At 50.5% G+C, this 16,781-nt stretch carries 14 protein-coding genes; 11 read left to right on the forward strand and 3 right to left on the reverse strand.

Translation table 11 applies throughout. The annotated features are described in order from the left end of the window. Positions 1–167 precede the first annotated feature (167 nt). The 6 genes from LMG33818_RS09750 to LMG33818_RS09775 all read left to right on the forward strand — a co-directional run bounded on the left by LMG33818_RS09750 (position 168) and on the right by LMG33818_RS09775 (position 8,371). Positions 168–1,418, forward strand: coding sequence for an SfnB family sulfur acquisition oxidoreductase (locus LMG33818_RS09750; protein ID WP_442323194.1), 1,251 nt, complete (start codon positions 168–170; stop codon positions 1,416–1,418). 37 nt (positions 1,419–1,455) lie between these two features. Next, complete coding sequence (locus LMG33818_RS09755; protein WP_442323195.1) at positions 1,456–2,823, forward strand: LLM class flavin-dependent oxidoreductase; 1,368 nt, start codon at positions 1,456–1,458, stop codon at positions 2,821–2,823. Between the two features lie 32 nt (positions 2,824–2,855). Beyond that, positions 2,856–3,833, forward strand: coding sequence for a MetQ/NlpA family ABC transporter substrate-binding protein (locus LMG33818_RS09760; RefSeq protein ID WP_442323196.1), 978 nt, complete (start codon positions 2,856–2,858; stop codon positions 3,831–3,833). Beyond that, positions 3,826–5,277 carry an LLM class flavin-dependent oxidoreductase gene (locus LMG33818_RS09765; protein ID WP_442323197.1) on the forward strand — a complete coding sequence of 484 codons (1,452 nt, stop codon included), beginning with the start codon at positions 3,826–3,828 and terminating at the stop codon, positions 5,275–5,277. Before LMG33818_RS09760 ends, LMG33818_RS09765 begins: the two co-directional genes overlap by 8 nt. Continuing rightward, positions 5,270–6,529 carry an acyl-CoA dehydrogenase family protein gene (locus LMG33818_RS09770; protein ID WP_442323198.1) on the forward strand — a complete coding sequence of 420 codons (1,260 nt, stop codon included), beginning with the start codon at positions 5,270–5,272 and terminating at the stop codon, positions 6,527–6,529. The genes LMG33818_RS09765 and LMG33818_RS09770 overlap by 8 nt, the downstream gene beginning before the upstream one ends. A gap of 540 nt (positions 6,530–7,069) precedes the next feature. Continuing rightward, positions 7,070–8,371: an NAD(P)/FAD-dependent oxidoreductase gene (locus LMG33818_RS09775; RefSeq protein WP_442323199.1), complete on the forward strand. Its 1,302-nt coding sequence runs from the start codon at positions 7,070–7,072 to the stop codon at positions 8,369–8,371. A gap of 340 nt (positions 8,372–8,711) precedes the next feature. Here the strand turns inward: LMG33818_RS09775 and LMG33818_RS09780 are convergent, their stop codons facing one another. Then, positions 8,712–9,692 (reverse strand): aldo/keto reductase, encoded by a 981-nt coding sequence (locus LMG33818_RS09780; RefSeq protein ID WP_442323200.1) that lies wholly within the window; start codon positions 9,690–9,692, stop codon positions 8,712–8,714. 272 nt (positions 9,693–9,964) lie between these two features. Further along, a complete protein-coding gene (locus LMG33818_RS09785) occupies positions 9,965–10,306 on the reverse strand; it encodes a MarR family winged helix-turn-helix transcriptional regulator (protein WP_442323201.1) in 342 nt (113 codons plus the stop codon). A gap of 382 nt (positions 10,307–10,688) precedes the next feature. Between LMG33818_RS09785 and LMG33818_RS09790 the strand changes: the two genes are divergently transcribed. The 4 genes from LMG33818_RS09790 (at position 10,689) to LMG33818_RS09805 (ending at position 14,775) form a co-directional block, all read left to right on the forward strand. After that, positions 10,689–12,116 (forward strand): non-oxidative hydroxyarylic acid decarboxylases subunit C, encoded by a 1,428-nt coding sequence (locus tag LMG33818_RS09790; protein WP_442323202.1) that lies wholly within the window; start codon positions 10,689–10,691, stop codon positions 12,114–12,116. 13 nt (positions 12,117–12,129) lie between these two features. Continuing rightward, positions 12,130–12,354 (forward strand): non-oxidative hydroxyarylic acid decarboxylases subunit D, encoded by a 225-nt coding sequence (locus tag LMG33818_RS09795; protein ID WP_442323203.1) that lies wholly within the window; start codon positions 12,130–12,132, stop codon positions 12,352–12,354. A 165-nt stretch (positions 12,355–12,519) separates the two neighbouring features. Continuing rightward, positions 12,520–13,581, forward strand: coding sequence for a hydroxymethylglutaryl-coenzyme A reductase family protein (locus tag LMG33818_RS09800; protein ID WP_442323204.1), 1,062 nt, complete (start codon positions 12,520–12,522; stop codon positions 13,579–13,581). Positions 13,582–13,599: 18 nt separating this feature from the next. Beyond that, positions 13,600–14,775 (forward strand): hydroxymethylglutaryl-CoA synthase, encoded by a 1,176-nt coding sequence (locus LMG33818_RS09805; protein ID WP_442323205.1) that lies wholly within the window; start codon positions 13,600–13,602, stop codon positions 14,773–14,775. A gap of 246 nt (positions 14,776–15,021) precedes the next feature. Here LMG33818_RS09805 and LMG33818_RS09810 read toward each other — a convergent pair whose 3' ends face one another. Next, positions 15,022–15,918: a LysR family transcriptional regulator gene (locus LMG33818_RS09810; RefSeq protein ID WP_442323206.1), complete on the reverse strand. Its 897-nt coding sequence runs from the start codon at positions 15,916–15,918 to the stop codon at positions 15,022–15,024. Between the two features lie 278 nt (positions 15,919–16,196). On the opposite strand from LMG33818_RS09810, the gene LMG33818_RS09815 reads away from it, so the two are divergent. Further along, on the forward strand, positions 16,197–16,610 hold the full coding sequence (locus tag LMG33818_RS09815; RefSeq protein WP_442323207.1) for a PACE efflux transporter: 414 nt from the start codon (positions 16,197–16,199) through the stop codon (positions 16,608–16,610). The last annotated feature ends 171 nt before the right edge of the window (positions 16,611–16,781 follow it).

A 16,781-nucleotide genomic window follows, 5' to 3' on the forward strand; every position in this document is an offset into this window, starting at 1 on the left:
TGCTGTTGTCTTTCCAACTCATGGAATGGCATTAGTTGAATATCCGACAGGAAGAAAAAGGATTCTTGAAAAATAACAATAAAAATCAAATAGTTATTATCTGGTTCGAAAATTGCTGTTCTCTGGTTATTGATAACACTGGTTGATATCACTTATTGGAGAGCCTTATGAGCACTGCAGACGCCAACGTTGAACAACCTGCTTTCACAAAACGTCCTCCTGCCAGGCGTATTGTTTCAGAAGAAGAGGCTATTCGTGTTGCCCATGAGCTGGCAGCAGAATTCAAAAAGGGAGCACAAGCCCGCGACCGCGATGCCCTTCAGCCAATAGCTGAACTGGATGCTTATTCTTCCAGTGGATTATGGGCGATTACAGTACCGAAGGAATATGGGGGTATTGGCGCTTCGTATGTCACTGTGGCACGCATTTTCGCCATCATCAGTGCAGCCGATTCTTCTCTGGGACAATTGCCTCAAAACCATTTCGGTTACGTCAATATCATCGAGGCGAATGGGTCTGATGCGCAGAAACGGGAGCTCTTCAGCCTTGTATTACAAGGGGCCAGAATCGGCAATGCACAGAGCGAAAAACGTAACGCACGTAATCAATCATCGCGGGCTCATGTGGGTATTTTCGAAACATTGATCACTCGGCTGGATTCACAGCGCTCACGTGTCGATGGCACAAAATTTTATTCGACCGGCGCGCTGTTTGCTGACCTTATACCCGTCCCTGCCACCAATAATGAGGGTGAGGTCGAAATTGCCTTTTTTGATGCCAATACTCCGGGGCTGACGGTTATCAATGATTGGAGTAGCTTCGGGCAGCGCACCACCTTTAGCGGTACTGTTGAGTTGGATGGTGCTGTTATCCCCAATCGCCGAGTATTGCCCGGCAAGATTCCCGATGATCTTTCACCCAATGGCCCGATTTCGCAATTGATGCAGGCTGCTATTGATCTCGGTATCGGGAATGCGGCACTGGAGGATACGTTGACTTATGTGCGGGAGCGTGCCCACCCATGGATAGATAGTGGTGTTGAGAAAGCGGTGGATGACCCCTTGTCGCTGTCGCTGATCGGGCGTCTGGATACACAGCGTGATGCTGCCGATGCACTGGTGGAACGTGCTGCACGTCGCATCGATGAAGCCCGCCGGACACCGAGTGAAAAGGCGTTGAATGAAGCCTCGGTAGCGATTGCCCGCTCCAAAATAGCCACCACTGAATATGCACTGGAGGCTGCTCAGCGATTGTTCGAATTGAGTGGCACCAGTTCCACGCTGGGCGAATTCGGCTATGACCGCCACTGGCGTAATGCGCGTGTACATACCTTACATGACCCTGTGCGCTGGAAATTCCATCTGTTAGGCAATTACCTGCTCAATGGTGTGCCTCCCAAACGCCACGCATGGAACTGAATGCAGTTACCAATAGAAGAACATTCAGGAGGGCATCATGGCGAATGAAATTCTGTTCAATGCATTTGACATGAATTGCATCGTACATCAATCACCGGGGCTGTGGCGGCATCCCCGGGACCACGCACGTGGTTATAAACGACTGGACTACTGGCTTGACTTGGCAAAGACCCTGGAAAGGGGGCGTTTTGATGCACTCTTTCTAGCTGATGTATTGGGCGTCTATGACGTTTATAAAGGCGGTCCTGAATCGGCGCTTAAAGGGGCGGTGCAAGTCCCGGTCAATGATCCATTGCCACTTGTATCCGCCATGTCAACGGTGACAGACCATCTGGGATTTGGTTTAACGGCTTCTCTTTCATTCGAACATCCGTATCCCTTTGCACGACGTCTTTCTACGCTGGACCATCTGACAGAAGGGCGTGTGGCCTGGAATATCGTGACTTCCTATCTGAATAGCGGGGCACTGAACATCGGGCAAAAAGCGCAATTGGATCATGACCAGCGCTATGACCTGGCGGAAGAGTATCTGGAGGTTTGCTACAAACTGTGGGAGGGCAGTTGGGAAGATGATGCGGTGGTCAATGATGCTGACCGTGGTATTTACACAGACCCTACCCGGGTACACGGCATCCATCATAAAGGGCGCCATTTTGAAGTGCCGGGGTTTCATTTGAGTGAACCTTCTCCTCAAAGAACACCGTTGCTGTTTCAGGCAGGCGCTTCCAAACGGGGAACCGCCTTCGCTGCGCAACATGCCGAATGTGTTTTTGTCTCAGCTCCCTCTAAAGTCGTCCTGCGTAAAGTAGTAGAAGGGCTACGGCATCAGGCTGAATTGGCAGGGCGTGATCCCCATGCCATCAAAATATTCAATCTGCATACTGTCATCGTCGATGAGACGGAAGAGAAAGCCGGGGCACGTCACAAGGACTATCTCCGATACGTAGATCTGGAGTCAGCACTGACCTTGTTCTCTGGCTGGACGGGGTTGGATATGTCGACATTCCCACCACAGGCCCCTTTGAAGCATGTCTCAACCAATGCAATTCAGTCAGCGATAGAAGCCTATTCGACAGCTGACCCCGGACGTGTGTGGACGCCGGAAGAGATTGCGCATTGGGTCGGTATCGGTGGGCAGGGCCCTTTAACGGTGGGTAGCGCCGAACAGGTGGCCGATGAATTGGAGGAGTGGGTGGCGGAGACGGGTATCGATGGTTTTAATTTTGCCTATGCCGTTACCCCTGAAACGTTCGAATCCATTGTTGACCTACTGGTGCCAGAGCTGACTCGACGTGGCCGCTACAAATCGCACTATCAGGACGGTACGCTGCGCCACAAGCTGTTTGGGGGCGGTGATCGTTTGCAGGCTCCCCATCCCGGGGCTGGGTACCGTTACCAGAGCTAACGTATAAATCGATAATACAAGGAGCTGTGCCCGTGTTCAGAGTGTCTCTATGGTCTACAAGGAAGTCCACTGTCACCTTCTTGCCCAAACATGTGATGGTGAAATCCACGAGAGGGGAAGATACAGAGATAGGGGGGAGGGGATACATCCCCACCGTTCTGGTACGGCGAGCCATCGTGGCCCTGAGCCTGTTGGCTGCCCCGCTGATGGCATGGCAGGCTTTTGCGTCTCCGCTCCGTTTGGCTATCAATAGTGATCCTACTGATAGTGCGATCTATGCGGCTGTTGCGGTTGCCAAAAAGGAAGGACTCAATGTTCAGGTGACTGAGCTGAACGATTGGGTGACCCCCAATACCGGGCTGGCGAATGGCGATTTTGACTTCAACTATTTTGAACACCGGCCTTTCCTTGCCAATGCGAACCAAAACCTTGGTTTACACCTTGTCCCGGTAGGCTTCGGTATTGAAGATAAAACCTGCCTGTATTCCAGTAAACATGCTACCGCCAGTCAGATTCCTGACGGTGCGCGTGCGGCGATAGCCGATGACCCGGTAAATGAATCGCGAGGGCTCTCGCTTTATCAACGGGCGGGGTTGATCACGCTTAAAAAATCCACAAAAGGGTTGGCATCATTGCAGGATATTGCCGCCAATCCCAGGCACCTCAAATTTGTTGAAATGCAGGGCCCCATGCTGGCACGTGCCATTTCGGATGTTGATATCGCTCAAAGCTACCCTATCTATGTCAAGGCCGCCGGGACGTTGGATCCAAGTCATTATCTGGTCTGCAGCGATGATAAGACGGGCAAGTATGCGCTGGTATTCGTTTCTCGGGAAGACAATCGTAATGACCCTCGCATTCAGAAATTCATTCACATTTACCAAACGGCACCGCAGGTGAGAGCCGCCCTTGATAAGGTATATGGCGATGCTTCCCTGTATGAGCTGGCCTGGCAGAAATATTCGTTGGACGCTTCACCTTCATCCTCTTCAGGAGGGCATCATGAGTAAACGTATTATCCTCAATGCCTTTGATATGACCTGTGTTAGCCATCAGGCTGCGGGTACCTGGCGTCATCCCAACAATCAGGCGTGGCGTTACAAGGATCTGGATTATTGGACCGAATTGGCGCAACTACTGGAACGCGGCGGATTCGATTCGCTCTTCATCGCCGATGTCGTGGGTGTCTACGATGTCTTCCGAGGGTCTGTTGCCGGTGCATTGGAGGATGCCGATCAGGTACCGGTCAATGATCCCTTTATGCAAATTTCGGCCATGGCTGCTGTTACCAGGCACTTGGGTTTTGGTGTTACGGCGGCCGTCACCTACGAACAGCCTTATTTGTTGGCCCGAAAATTCACTACACTGGACCACCTGACGAAGGGGCGTGTTGCGTGGAATGTGGTGACGTCCTACCTGAATAGTGCCGCTGTTAATTTGGGGCATCAACAACAGATTTCACATGACGAACGCTATAACATCGCTGATGAATTTCTCGATGTCACTTATAAGCTGTGGGAAGGCTCATGGGAAGATGGCGCCGTTATTCGCGATCGTGAGCGTGGTATTTTTACCGATCCCGGCAAAGTGCACCCTATTCATCATCAGGGCCACTACTATCAGGTGCCCGGTATCCATTTGTCGGAACCTTCTCCTCAGCGGACACCGGTGATTTTTCAGGCGGGAGCATCCTCTCGTGGGCGTGCTTTCGCTGCAAAGCATGCCGAAGGTATCTTCATTAGCCCCGCGACACCTGAACAGGCACGCGAGGTAACGCAGGATATACGCCAACGAGCCAACGCCGAAGGCAGACATGAAGGGGATATTCGGATATTTACCCTGTTAACCGTTATTACGGGCGAAAGTGATGCGGCAGCACAGGCCAAGTACGAAGAATATCAGCGCCTGGCCAGCGGCGAAGGTATGTTGACCTTCTATGGTGGTTGGACGGGGGTTGATTTTTCCACATTCGACCCGGACGAGCCTCTTGAAGCAATTGATAATGACAGTATTCGTTCCGTTCTGGAGTTGCTTGCCAAGGCAGATCCTGAGCGCCGCTGGACGGTTCGCGATATCGTTGAAAGGCGAAGTATCGGTGGCTTGGGGCCTGTGTTGGTCGGCGGGCCGCAAAGGGTGGCTGACGAACTTGAGCGTTGGGTCGATGTGGGCGGCGTAGACGGTTTCAATTTGGCCTATGCCATTACTCCGGGAACATTTGCTGATTTTATCGATTTCATTGTGCCGGAACTGAAACGCAGAGGGCGCGTACGCGATCAGTATACCTCGAATACATTGCGCGAAACGCTCTTGGATACGGACTCCCCAAAAGTCGCGGAAAGCCACCCCGCCGCACGTTATCGGGGGGCCTACGTAGGCAAGACCAGTGCAGCAGAAGGCACGCGCCCATCCGTTATTCTGGATAATTCGGCTAATGAAGGGGGCTTCCATGAGTGATCAGGACCAGTATCAAACGGCAGCAAAGGAAAATAGGGCTTATTCAGCTCACACGCCTTATTCGGATGAGGCATTGCTTTCGGAGTTCGCTCCCCTCTTTGAAAAAATAAAAGAGGGGCAGAAAGCTCGAGAGGAGGAGCGTCAACTACCCTATGAAGGTATTCAATGGCTGAAAGAGGCACGCTTCGGTGCTGTTAGAATTCCTCAGGAGTTCGGTGGGTTCGGTGCTACCATTCCCCAATTGGTACGCTTGTGGATCGCATTGGCGACAGCCGATTCAAATCTGACCCAAGCCTTGCGCGCGCATTTTGCTTTGGTTGAAGATTATCTGAACCGCCCCCCGAGTGAATATCGGGATCGCTGGCTTCGCCGCTTTGCTGAAGGAGATTTGGCGGGTAATGGCTGGAGTGAAATTGGCAATGCCAAAGTAGGTGAACTACAGACCAAAATATCATCCGACGGTGATGGCTGGCGTATCAATGGTGCCAAATACTACAGCACCGGTAGTATTTATGCGGACTGGATCGATGTGCTGGCTGATGATATCGAGGATGGTCATAAAGTGAACGCGGTGGTCTCCACTCACCAAACCGGGGTGACCCGCCGGGATGATTGGGACGGCTTCGGACAGCGCACCACAGGGACCGGTACGACGTTATTCGAAGATGCCTGGGTGGAGGGGGATGACCGTATTGATTTTACTGATAGATTCGTTTATCAGACGGCCTTCTATCAGTTGAATCTTGTCGCTGCACTCACGGGGGTAGGCAAAGCCATTGAGCGTGATGTCGCTCAGGAAGTGGCATCGCGTACGCGCGTTTACAGCCACGGTAACGCGGATCGGGTGGCGGATGATCCGCAAATTCTGCAAGTGGTTGGGCGTATTTCTGCACAGATATTCGCTGTGGAAGCGGCTGTTTTAAAAGCAGCTGAAGAATCTCAGCGCACCTATGAAGCGCAGGTGGCAGGGGATCTCTCAACCCGCGATAGCGCTAATATCGAAGCAGAGCTTTCTTCGGCGCGTGCGCAAATTGTAGCTGCTGATCACGTATTGAGCGCAGCAACGTCTCTTTTCAACGCGTTGGGCGCCTCTGCAACACGGGCCGACAAACAGCTGGATCGACATTGGCGAAATGCACGGACATTAGCGTCTCACAACCCCTTGATTTACAAGGAGCGCATTATTGGAGACTGGGTCGTGAACAAGCGTCTGGCCGACTCTTTCCGCTGGAGTATAGGTCAGGGCAAATAAGCTTGGCTCCTGGCCGGTGACTGCCTTTAAAGGTTCAGAACAAGGCTTTCAATGTAAACACGCAGGAAATGTAAAGCTATAGGGGGGAGCCCGATGAATAAGGCTCCCCTTTATTTTGGACGGTCGCATTGATTTCAGAAGAAACAGGTTTTGGAGGTCATGTTTCAAGGGGAGAATATCCAGAACAGCCTTTATTCAACACAGTTGTCCTTGCTAAAAGCCATTTTTGTCTTAAATCAATCTGTTGGTTGTATAGCCTTCTCCACGCTTATCTCTATACTATCATTCCCTGAAGAAAGAGCCCTAACCGGCTTGCTGTGTTTGCATGCGACTACACGAATGCAATGAATGACACATCCTTCTTCCAGCGTAATCAAAGCATGCACTATTCACGTAAATATATATTTTTTGCTCGTCGTGAAAGGGTATTTTAATTTTTCAATTTTGTAGAAATGCATATCCGTATTACAGTATCTGTCAGTGAAAAGGTGTGTATTTTCTTGAGTTTTTTGAATTTTTATCCGGACAATGAGGATATCCATGAGCCAACCCCGTATTGTGATCGTAGGTGGTGGTGCCGGTGGTATTGAACTGGCGACGCGGCTGGGGCGTAGTCTTGGCCGTCGTGGTAAGGCAGATATTACGCTGGTTGACCGTAACCCCATGCATATTTGGAAACCTCTGTTGCACGAAGTGGCGGTAGGGGCAATTGATACGGATATAGATCAGGTATCCTATCTTAGCCATTCACATGCCAACGGGTATCGTTTTCAGTTGGGGAGTCTGGATTCATTGGATCGCGAGGGGCAGCGCATTGGTCTGGCGCCCATTTACGATAACGATGGCGAGCTGATTCTGCCGGCGCGTTACGTTGACTATGACTATCTGGTGCTGGCTCTGGGCAGTATTTCGAATGATTTCGGCACCCCCGGGGTACGTGACAACTGCTTTATGCTCGATAGCCCTCAACAGGCCGAGAAATTCCGCCAGGAGATGCTGAATACCTTCCTGCGCAAGACATCCAACGTCTCGGGCAAGGAAGATGAAGAGCTATCGGTTGCGATTGTAGGGGCTGGTGCCACTGGGGTGGAGCTTTCTGCCGAACTCTTCAGTGCCATGGATATGTTGAGCAGTTACAACGGTCATGATTTCCCGCGCAGTCGTTTGCGTGTACATATCATTGAGGCCGCCCCCCGCATTCTTCCGGCGCTTGGGGAACGTATCAGTGAAAACGTGTATCGTCAGTTGGAAGCGCTGGGCGTTAAAATCCACACGAATACGATGGTCTCCAGTGCTGACGAGAAAGGCTTCGTTACGGCAGACGGTGAGCGTGTTGATGCGGATCTGATGGTATGGGCTGCGGGCGTGAAAGGGCCGGAGATTCTATCCAAACTGGGCTTGTCAACTCGACCGAATAACCAGATCAACGTTGAGCAATCGCTTGTCAGTGTAGATGATCCGCGTATTTTTGCGATTGGTGACTGCGCTGCCTGTCCGCAACCGGGTGATAAACTGGTGCCCCCTCGTGCGCAGTCTGCTCACCAGATGGCGAGTCAACTGGTCAAGAACCTCAAGAATGCAATAGCGGGTAAAGAGCTCGTACCTTATGTATATAAAGATATGGGGTCTCTGGTATCGCTCTCCCACTTCCAAACCTTTGGTAGCCTGATGAATGGCCGTTCATTGCGTGGCCTGTTTGTTGAAGGATGGGTCGCCAAGCTTTCCTACACGTCTCTTTATCGCATGCACCAGCTCGCCATTTACGGATGGCCTCGTACTGTAGCCAAAGTAATTGTGGATCGCCTGAACCGTTGGCTACGTCCGAAACTGAAATTGCACTGAGGCTGGCAAAAGTGTAGCGGATAAAAAGGGAGTGATGCCTGGGGGGAATAGCGGTTGAGAAGGGCTACCGCCTTTGTAAAAGGGTGTCAATGCGGGGTGTTGATGGAAAAAGTCGCTTTCTGACCATTGTCACGGAATAAAGGCTGTCATGCAGCCTTTCTAATGACTTCGTCATCTTGGCTCTTGGCTCTTGGCTCTTGGCTTTTCTATATAGCTTCGAAAAGCCATCAGGGCCTCAGAAGCTCAGCATCATAAAAATCTATCAGTGCCTTAAGACAAAGCGCCTGCCGGTATTACCCGACAGGCGCTTTTTCATGCTCAAGCATGCAAGAGGCAATGCTTAACGGTTTGGTGGGGCCATGAATTCAGGCCCAACCGGCTCTTTGATGTCACGTGTGAGCAGCTCATTGATCTCTTGTTTGTCCTGATCGCTCAGGCTCCAACCAAAGACACCCTTAATACCCTCAATTTGACCGGGTTTACGTGCACCCCAAAGCGCAACCATTGGGCCTTGATCCAATACCCAACGAATCGCCAGCTGAAGCACACTCTTGCCATGACGATCAGCAATGGGGCGTAGATCATCAACTGCTTTCAGATACTGTTCAAAGCGCGGAGACTGGAATTTAGGATCGTTGCTACGAAGATCCGAGTCGGGGAAGTGAGAATCTGCATTCATTTTCCCTGCCAGCAGGCCGCGGCATAATGCTCCATAGCCGAGTCCCACCAACCCATTACGTTCCATGTAGGGTAGGATTTCCGCTTCAATATCCCGTTCAAACAGATTGTAGGGAGGCTGCACCGTACTGAGCGGCGCATGTGCCTTGAAGCGATCCATTTGCTCAATTGAATAGTTGGAAACACCCAGGGCGCGTACTTTACCTTCCTTGACCAGTTGATTCAGCGTATCTGCGGTTTCTTCGATAGGCGTTTTTTCGTCAGGCCAATGAACCTGATAAAGGTCGATATAATCGGTTTTCAGTCGGCGCAGAGAGTCCTCGACTTCCTGACGAATACGCTCTGGGCGGCTGTCACGAAAAGGGGATTCATCTTTCCAGTTGAGACCAAGCTTGGTGGCAATAACCACCTGATCCCTTTTTCCTTCCAACGCCTTGCCAACGACCTCTTCGGAATGCCCAAAACCATAAACCGGAGCTGTGTCGATGAAATTGACACCCTCTTCCAGGGCACGGTGGATGGTACGGATTGAATTGTCATCATCCGGTCCACCCCACATCCAGCCGCCGATAGCCCAGGTTCCCAGAGCTACACGCGAAACCGGTGAAGAGATTCCTTTGATCTGAATGGTGTCGTTCGCCATATGGGTACCCCTTGTTTCGGTAAATGAAGAAACGCGCCAACGTTTGCCCTTGGCGTATCTTTGCTCACCCATATGTGGGCAAATCAGCTGTCAGCGAGTTTCTGTGTTCGTCTTCTTATTAACTTGTATCAGCGCCAAGCGAATTCAACCCCCTCTTGCTTATTTTATAGCCTACTTTTTAACGCCTGCTTTTGTTGAATGAGCCGGCGCGGGTTTTCTAAAGGGGACTCGGCCCTGATGTGCAGTCTGTCTTCACCCGGCAGGAAGAGAGGTTATATAAGCCGGCCAAGCAAATTGTTGAGTTGTTCCTGTTCCTGTTTTGAAAGCTTATCGAGGAAAAGTTGATCAATGTATCGAGCAACAGGTTTTGTCTCGTCTAATGCCTGTTTTCCTTCGTGAGTGAGGTGCACATAACTTTTCCGCCTGTCCATCTCATCTTTTACCCGATAAATCAGCTGACGTGCTTCCAGACGCCGTATGAGATCTGTCAGCGTCGCTTTGGTGACAACAGCCGGCTCTTGCAGGAGTGATTGTTCGACGCCATCGTTCTCTTCGATGGCAATCAATAAAGAAAATTGAGGTTTTGTCATATCCGGCAAGTGTTTATGCCACATGGCGGTGTGCGCCTGTATCAGACGTCTGATCTGATGGAAGGGGGTATGTTCCAGCATAGTGCGCATGCTTCCGATTAGCGAAAGAGTAATATTGTCATCATTGTTTCAAATAACAGGTAACAGGGGAGAGTGTACTGCTGTCTCTACCGTTTGTGGACATCTTATCCCTTTGGAGAGTAGACGTACGAATTGAAAAAGCATACTGTTCGTATACGAACTAAATAAACATCATAATCATCACTCACTGTTAATGCCCTTTTGTTTATCAGAACCGTTTTTGATGAATTTCGATGCCTTGAAGCTTTGAAATTCGTGCATCCATTCAGTTCTCTTGAGATCAACAGGCCTTTAGCAACCTGATAATTAAAGCGAGGACATCTCCATGAGTTATGACAGTCTCCGGGATTATCTGACAGCGCTGGATGAAGAAGGGCAACTCCTTCGTATTGAAGAAGAGGTCAAGGCCGAGCCGGATCTTGCCGCCGCTGCGAATGCAACAGGGAGAATAGGTGAAGATGCCCCCGCTCTCTATTTCAATCATATTGAAGGGTTCGAGAAAGCACAGGTGGCCTTGAATACGATCGGCTCCTGGAAAAATCACGCTATTGCCCTTGGTTTGCCGGCCAATACGTCTACCAAGGATCAGATATTCGAATTTATCAAACGTTGGGAAACCTTTCCTGTTGCGCCTGAATATCGCGAAAAGCCACCCTGGTCAGAAAATCAGCGTGAAGGGGACGATATCGATCTGTTCGATATTTTACCGCTTTTCCGCCTGAATGATGGCGATGGTGGATTTTATCTCGACAAGGCATGTGTTATTTCCCGTGACCCCACGGATCCAGAAAGTTTTGATAAACAAAATGTCGGTATATATCGGTTGGAGGTTAAAGGGAAACGTAAGCTTGGACTACAACCTGTCCCCATGCATGACATTGCCTTGCATCTACACAAGGCAGAAGAGAGGGGAGAGGATCTGCCCATCGCGATCAGTTTGGGGAACGATCCCATCATTACGCTGATGGGGGCTACTCCCCTTAAGTACGACCAATCCGAATATGAGATGGCGGGTGCACTTCGAGGTTCCAGCTATCCCATTGCCAAAGGGCCTCTTACCGGTTTTGACGTGCCCTGGGGGTCAGAAGTGTTACTCGAAGGGGTTATAGAAGCACGCCAACGTGAAATAGAGGGGCCTTTCGGTGAGTTTACCGGCCATTATTCAGGCGGCCGCCAAATGACAGTGGTGCGTATTGACCGCGTATCATTTAGAACCCATCCAATTTTTGAGTCGCTCTATCTGGGAATGCCCTGGACAGAGATCGACTATTTGATGGGGCCAGCCACCTGTGTTCCTTTATATCAGCAACTGAAAGCCGAGTTTCCAGAGGTACAGGCTGTCAATGCCATGTACACCCATGGCCTGTTAGCCATTATTTCAACCAGGAAACGGTATGGTGGATTTGCTCGCGCAGTGGGGCTGCGAGCGATGACAACACCTCATGGGCTAGGGTACGTAAAAATGGTCATTATGGTGGATGAGGATGTTGATCCTTTCAATCTGCCGCAAGTGATGTGGGCCTTGTCCTCAAAAGTAAACCCGGCGGGTGATTTGGTTCAGCTACCCAATATGTCTGTTCTGGAATTGGACCCCGGTTCCAGTCCGGCCGGGATTACCGACAAATTGGTGATCGATGCCACCACACCTGTGGCACCTGACAATCGTGGTCACTATAGCCAACCGGTCCACGACTTGCCTGAAACGTCCCAATGGGTTGAAAAACTGACGCGTATGATGGCGAATAAGGGATAAGGAGGAAGATATAATGCAGTGTCCACGTTGTGGTGATCATACAATAGAAGTATTGGCCGTTTCCCCCGTTAAAAATGTGTGGGAAGTTTATCAATGTCAACGTTGCCTTTATACGTGGCGTTCAACAGAGCCTGAACGGCGGACTTCGCGGGAGCATTATCCTGAAGAGTTCAAAATGACACAGGCGGATATTGATAATGCCCCGATAGTCCCATCCATTCCTTCACTTCTTCCTTAACGCTCTTTCTTCTCAGGATGAAATCAATCTGTTTCCGGGTTGATTTCATCCTTCTTGTTTTCTTCTCTGGCGCAAGTCGGGTCTGCGCGCATAAAATAGTCTCTTTCAGATGGTTGCTCCATTGGAGTAGCTACATCGCACGATCTACAGTTTTGGATATATGTTATGCGTTGGCAGGCAAGTGATGACTATGCTGCTGTCCCCATGCGTTCAGTCGGGCCGGTAAAAATCAAGGGAACCGAGGTAAATGCTGAGTTGCCACTCCCCATGGCAACCTACGAGACACCTCTTTGGCATTCCACCCATCGTGGAGCACTGGCCTGTAACAAGGCGGGCGGCATCAATGCAGTCGTAATGGATGACCGCATGACGCGCTCCGTCCTGCTTGAAGCGCCTGATATTATTGCTGCCCAACGCTTTGTTCAGGCACTTCCGGGTTATCGGCCTGACCTTGAAAAGGCAGTGGGGGAAACCAGCCGTTTTGCACGTTTGCTGGATATCCACACACAAGTAGTGGGAACGCTGATTTATATTCGTTTCGAATATCAGACAGGCGATGCCTCGGGCCATAACATGGCGACACTGGCATCCGATAATCTGATGAAATGGCTACTTGCGCGCCATAGTGAGCTTGGCTACGTCACGGTATCTGGCAACTATTGCTGTGATAAAAAGAATTCTGCCGTCAACGGCATTCTGGGGCGTGGCAAATACGTCATCGTGGATGTCTTGCTACCCAAAAGTACGGTGAAGCGTATTCTCAAGGCTGAACCTGAAGCCATAGTTAATCTAAACATCAAGAAGAACCTTATTGGTAGTATTATCTCCGGTGGTGTTCGTACAGCCAATGCTCACGTTGCCAATATGCTGTTGGGCTATTACCTGGCAACGGGGCAGGATGCCGCCAATATAGTGGAAGGATCACAGAGTATTGTGCATGCAGAAATGCGTGGTGAGGATCTGTACTTCTCCGTGACGCTCCCCAATCTGATCGTCGGTTCTGTGGGAAATGGCAAAGGGCTGGATTTCGTTCAGCATAATCTGGAAGCGCTTGGATGTACTGATCGTGATGTGGCGCCCGGCACCAATGCCAAACGATTGGCAGTCGGTGCGGCTGCCTGTGTACTCTGTGGTGAACTCTCCTTGTTGGCCGCGCAGTCAGTCCCCGGTGAGTTAATGAACAGCCATGTACAGTTGGAAAGAAAGTCCCCAGAGAAGGGCGAGTGAAGACAAGGAAAACAGGTTATGAAACTAGGTATTGAAGGCATGGCATTTGCCACGTCGCGCTATTCACTCGAACTCTCGGCATTGGCTGAAGCCCGGGGAATTGACCCGCGCAAATACGCAGTAGGGCTGGGCATTGATGCCATGTCGGTTGCTCCTCCCGATGAAGATATCATCACGCTTGGCGCCGCAGCAGCTGAAAAAGCGCTTGAAGGCATTGATCGGGAACAGATCGAAATGGTGCTGTTCGCGACTGAATCAGGCGTTGATCAATCGAAGGCTGCCAGTACTTTCGTACATGGATTACTGGGTTTGCCACGCCGTTGTCGGGTGATGGAACTCAAGCAGGCCTGCTATGCGGGAACGTTTTCCATGCAGTTGGCTCTTCCTTTTCTGATGATGAACCCAGACAAGAAAGTGTTGGTCATCGCCTCGGATATCGCCCGCTATGGGCTGGGCACCCCGGGGGAGCCCTCTCAGGGCTGTGCGGCTGTTGCGCTCGTACTCTCTGCTCAACCCCGTTTGATCGAATTCGATCGTGAATACGGTGTGGCTACCGATAATGTCATGGACTTCTGGCGTCCAAATTATTCGGATACCGCTTTTGTGGAAGGTAAGTACTCTTCACGGCTCTACCTGCAGATTCTGGAAGAAGTCTGGCAGCAGTACACAGAACAATCAGGCCGCTCTTTCGATGATATCCGCCACTTCTGCTATCACACGCCTGTACCTAAACTGGTCGAGAAAGCACATCAGAGCCTTGCTTCTTTGGCTGATAAGGGGCGAATCGATAAGGCGACCATGGAAGCTCAGCTGGGAGGCTCCCTGGATTATGGTCGTCAGCTGGGTAACAGTTATACGGCCACTCTGTTCATTGGGTTATGTGCCGTGCTGGACAAGAATGATGATCTGACAGGTGAACGTATAGGCTTCTATAGCTATGGTTCAGGCTGTATTGGTGAGTTCTTTACGGGTACGGTTCTTCCTGGGTATCAAGAGTATCTCCACACGGATTATCATCGCCGTCAAATCGATGAACGTGAGGTCATCGATGTGCCTACCTATGAAACATTCTTTGAAGCGCCGCGGTACGACATATCAGGTGACATCTCTATCCCGACGCATGCTACTGGCCCATTCCGTTTTGCGGGAACGGAACAGCATCGGCGGATTTATCAGCGTGTCACTGATGAATGATGCTCGAATGTGGGCGGTTAACAGTGCTTGCAGTGAGTACGGAGGTAAACCCATATTCACATGCAAATCATCATTGGCATGACAGCCCCATTGGGCTTGGACACACTATCTGGCACTTGAATAAAGGTTGACCAAAAAGTGGCTATAAAAGGCGCGCTCAAAGTACGACTACGCCTTTAAAGCAGGGCTGGCGCTTGTTGGTCACTGTTGTCAGCCACGTCGTCGGGTGATATGCAGCGGTAGGTATCAGGCAAAAGGGGGCAGGGCTGGTAGCCCTTTTTGCTGGATTCTTTGTACCAGCCACGTGCCTGCCGGGCCAAGCCCTCGCTGTCGATGCCAGCCGACTTCCAGCTCAATACTCTTTTCGATTCCCGGCGCACCGGGTGTGGCCAGATAAGGGTACGTGGGGGAGGAGGCTATAACGTGATCCGACATCATCGCCCAGCCTACACCATGCTTGACCAGCTCCAGCATGGCGAAATGGCTCTCTACCCACCAAAGGTCGCTTGAGATTCTCTCGCTATAGTGCAATGTACGCCTCCCGCGGGTGGCGACGATCAATTGTCGAAAGTGGGTGAGACGCTCATAGTCCACGGTGTGTTGCGCAAGTGGATGATTCTTCGCACAGACCAGTTTCAGTGGCACCAGGCCCACCCGGCGTGTTTCGATAACATCACCACTCTTGCCTTGTGGGCGCCACAGCACACCAATGTCCGCTTCCCCTTGCAAGATCATGTCACTGACATCGTCGAGTAGTGGAAAGAGCAACGTTACTTCAACACTGGGAAATTCCTGCGCAAACTCCGCCAGCAACCCTCCAATCAAATGTTCTGGATAAAATTCATCCAGCGCGACCTTTATTTGTGCTTCGACCCCTTGATCCAGCCTGTATGCGACACCCTGAAAATGCTCACGTTGCATTATTACCCGATGCGCTTCTTGCAACATACGCGTGCCTGATGCGGTCAATTGGGGGGTACGGCCGCTGCGGTCGAAAAGCTCAAAACCCAGCTCTATTTCCAGATGCGAAATTTGAGTACTGACATAGGATTGAGCACGTCCCATTTTTCTGGCAGCTGCCGAAAAAGAGCCACATTCCGCCGCGATGGTAAACGTATGAAGTTGTTCAAAGGTGAGGTTCATGGTGCTTTTTCATGAGTGGCGCGATCAGTAGGAAACCCCGGTTGATGAGAACATTTTTGATGGGTCCCTACGTTTGTATAGCGGTGCATCTAGTTGTTCGCGTCAATATTGGGTCTTGTGATTCTCAATGTATCTCAAAATGAGATGGATACAAACTTTTTATATCTCATTTCTTGTAGCAAAGTGCTTTTCAATCAGTGTTGCCACAGAGGTTTTGCTCTTGGGTAACAAAAGCAGCCTCTCTATTTTTGGCATGAATTTTGAGAAGGAGTCGTGTTATGCGTACCATGGCAGACCGCTTGCGGCATGCGATCCTGTTTGAAATATTCGGTTTGGTTCTGGTTGTGCTTTTTGGCCCTCTTTTGTTTGGAATAAGCGTAGAGCACATGGGCGTCGTCGCGATCATCAGTATCATCGTCGCCGCAGGTTGGAATTATATCTACAACCTTGTCTTCGATATGATGCTCAAGCATTATCAGCATAGCGTTCACAAAAAACTGTGGCAGCGCATTATTCATGCTGTCTTGTTTGAGCTTGGCCTTTTGGTGATTCTGCAGCCCCTCATTGCGTACTACTTGGGACAGAGCATGTTTGGGACGTTGTGGCTTACATTTTCCCTGGCTGTGTTTTATATGGTCTATGGTTTTGTGTACAACCTGATCTATGATCGTGTTTTCCCGGTCGTGGAGTAGTGCTTACGCCTCCTGGCGCATACTGGTGGGCTATGTCACCTATTCGCTCATCAGCACATGCTCGGCGCGCTATGAGTGGACAATGATTTTCATCAGACCGAAACTGTTGTCGATAAATGTAATTTGCGCCAAATAGATTTCAGTCATGATGTATAATATTGCTATAGTGGG

The sequence above is a fragment of the Cernens ardua genome, from assembly GCF_051251085.1.
Classification (GTDB): domain Bacteria; phylum Pseudomonadota; class Gammaproteobacteria; order Pseudomonadales; family Halomonadaceae; genus Cernens; species Cernens ardua.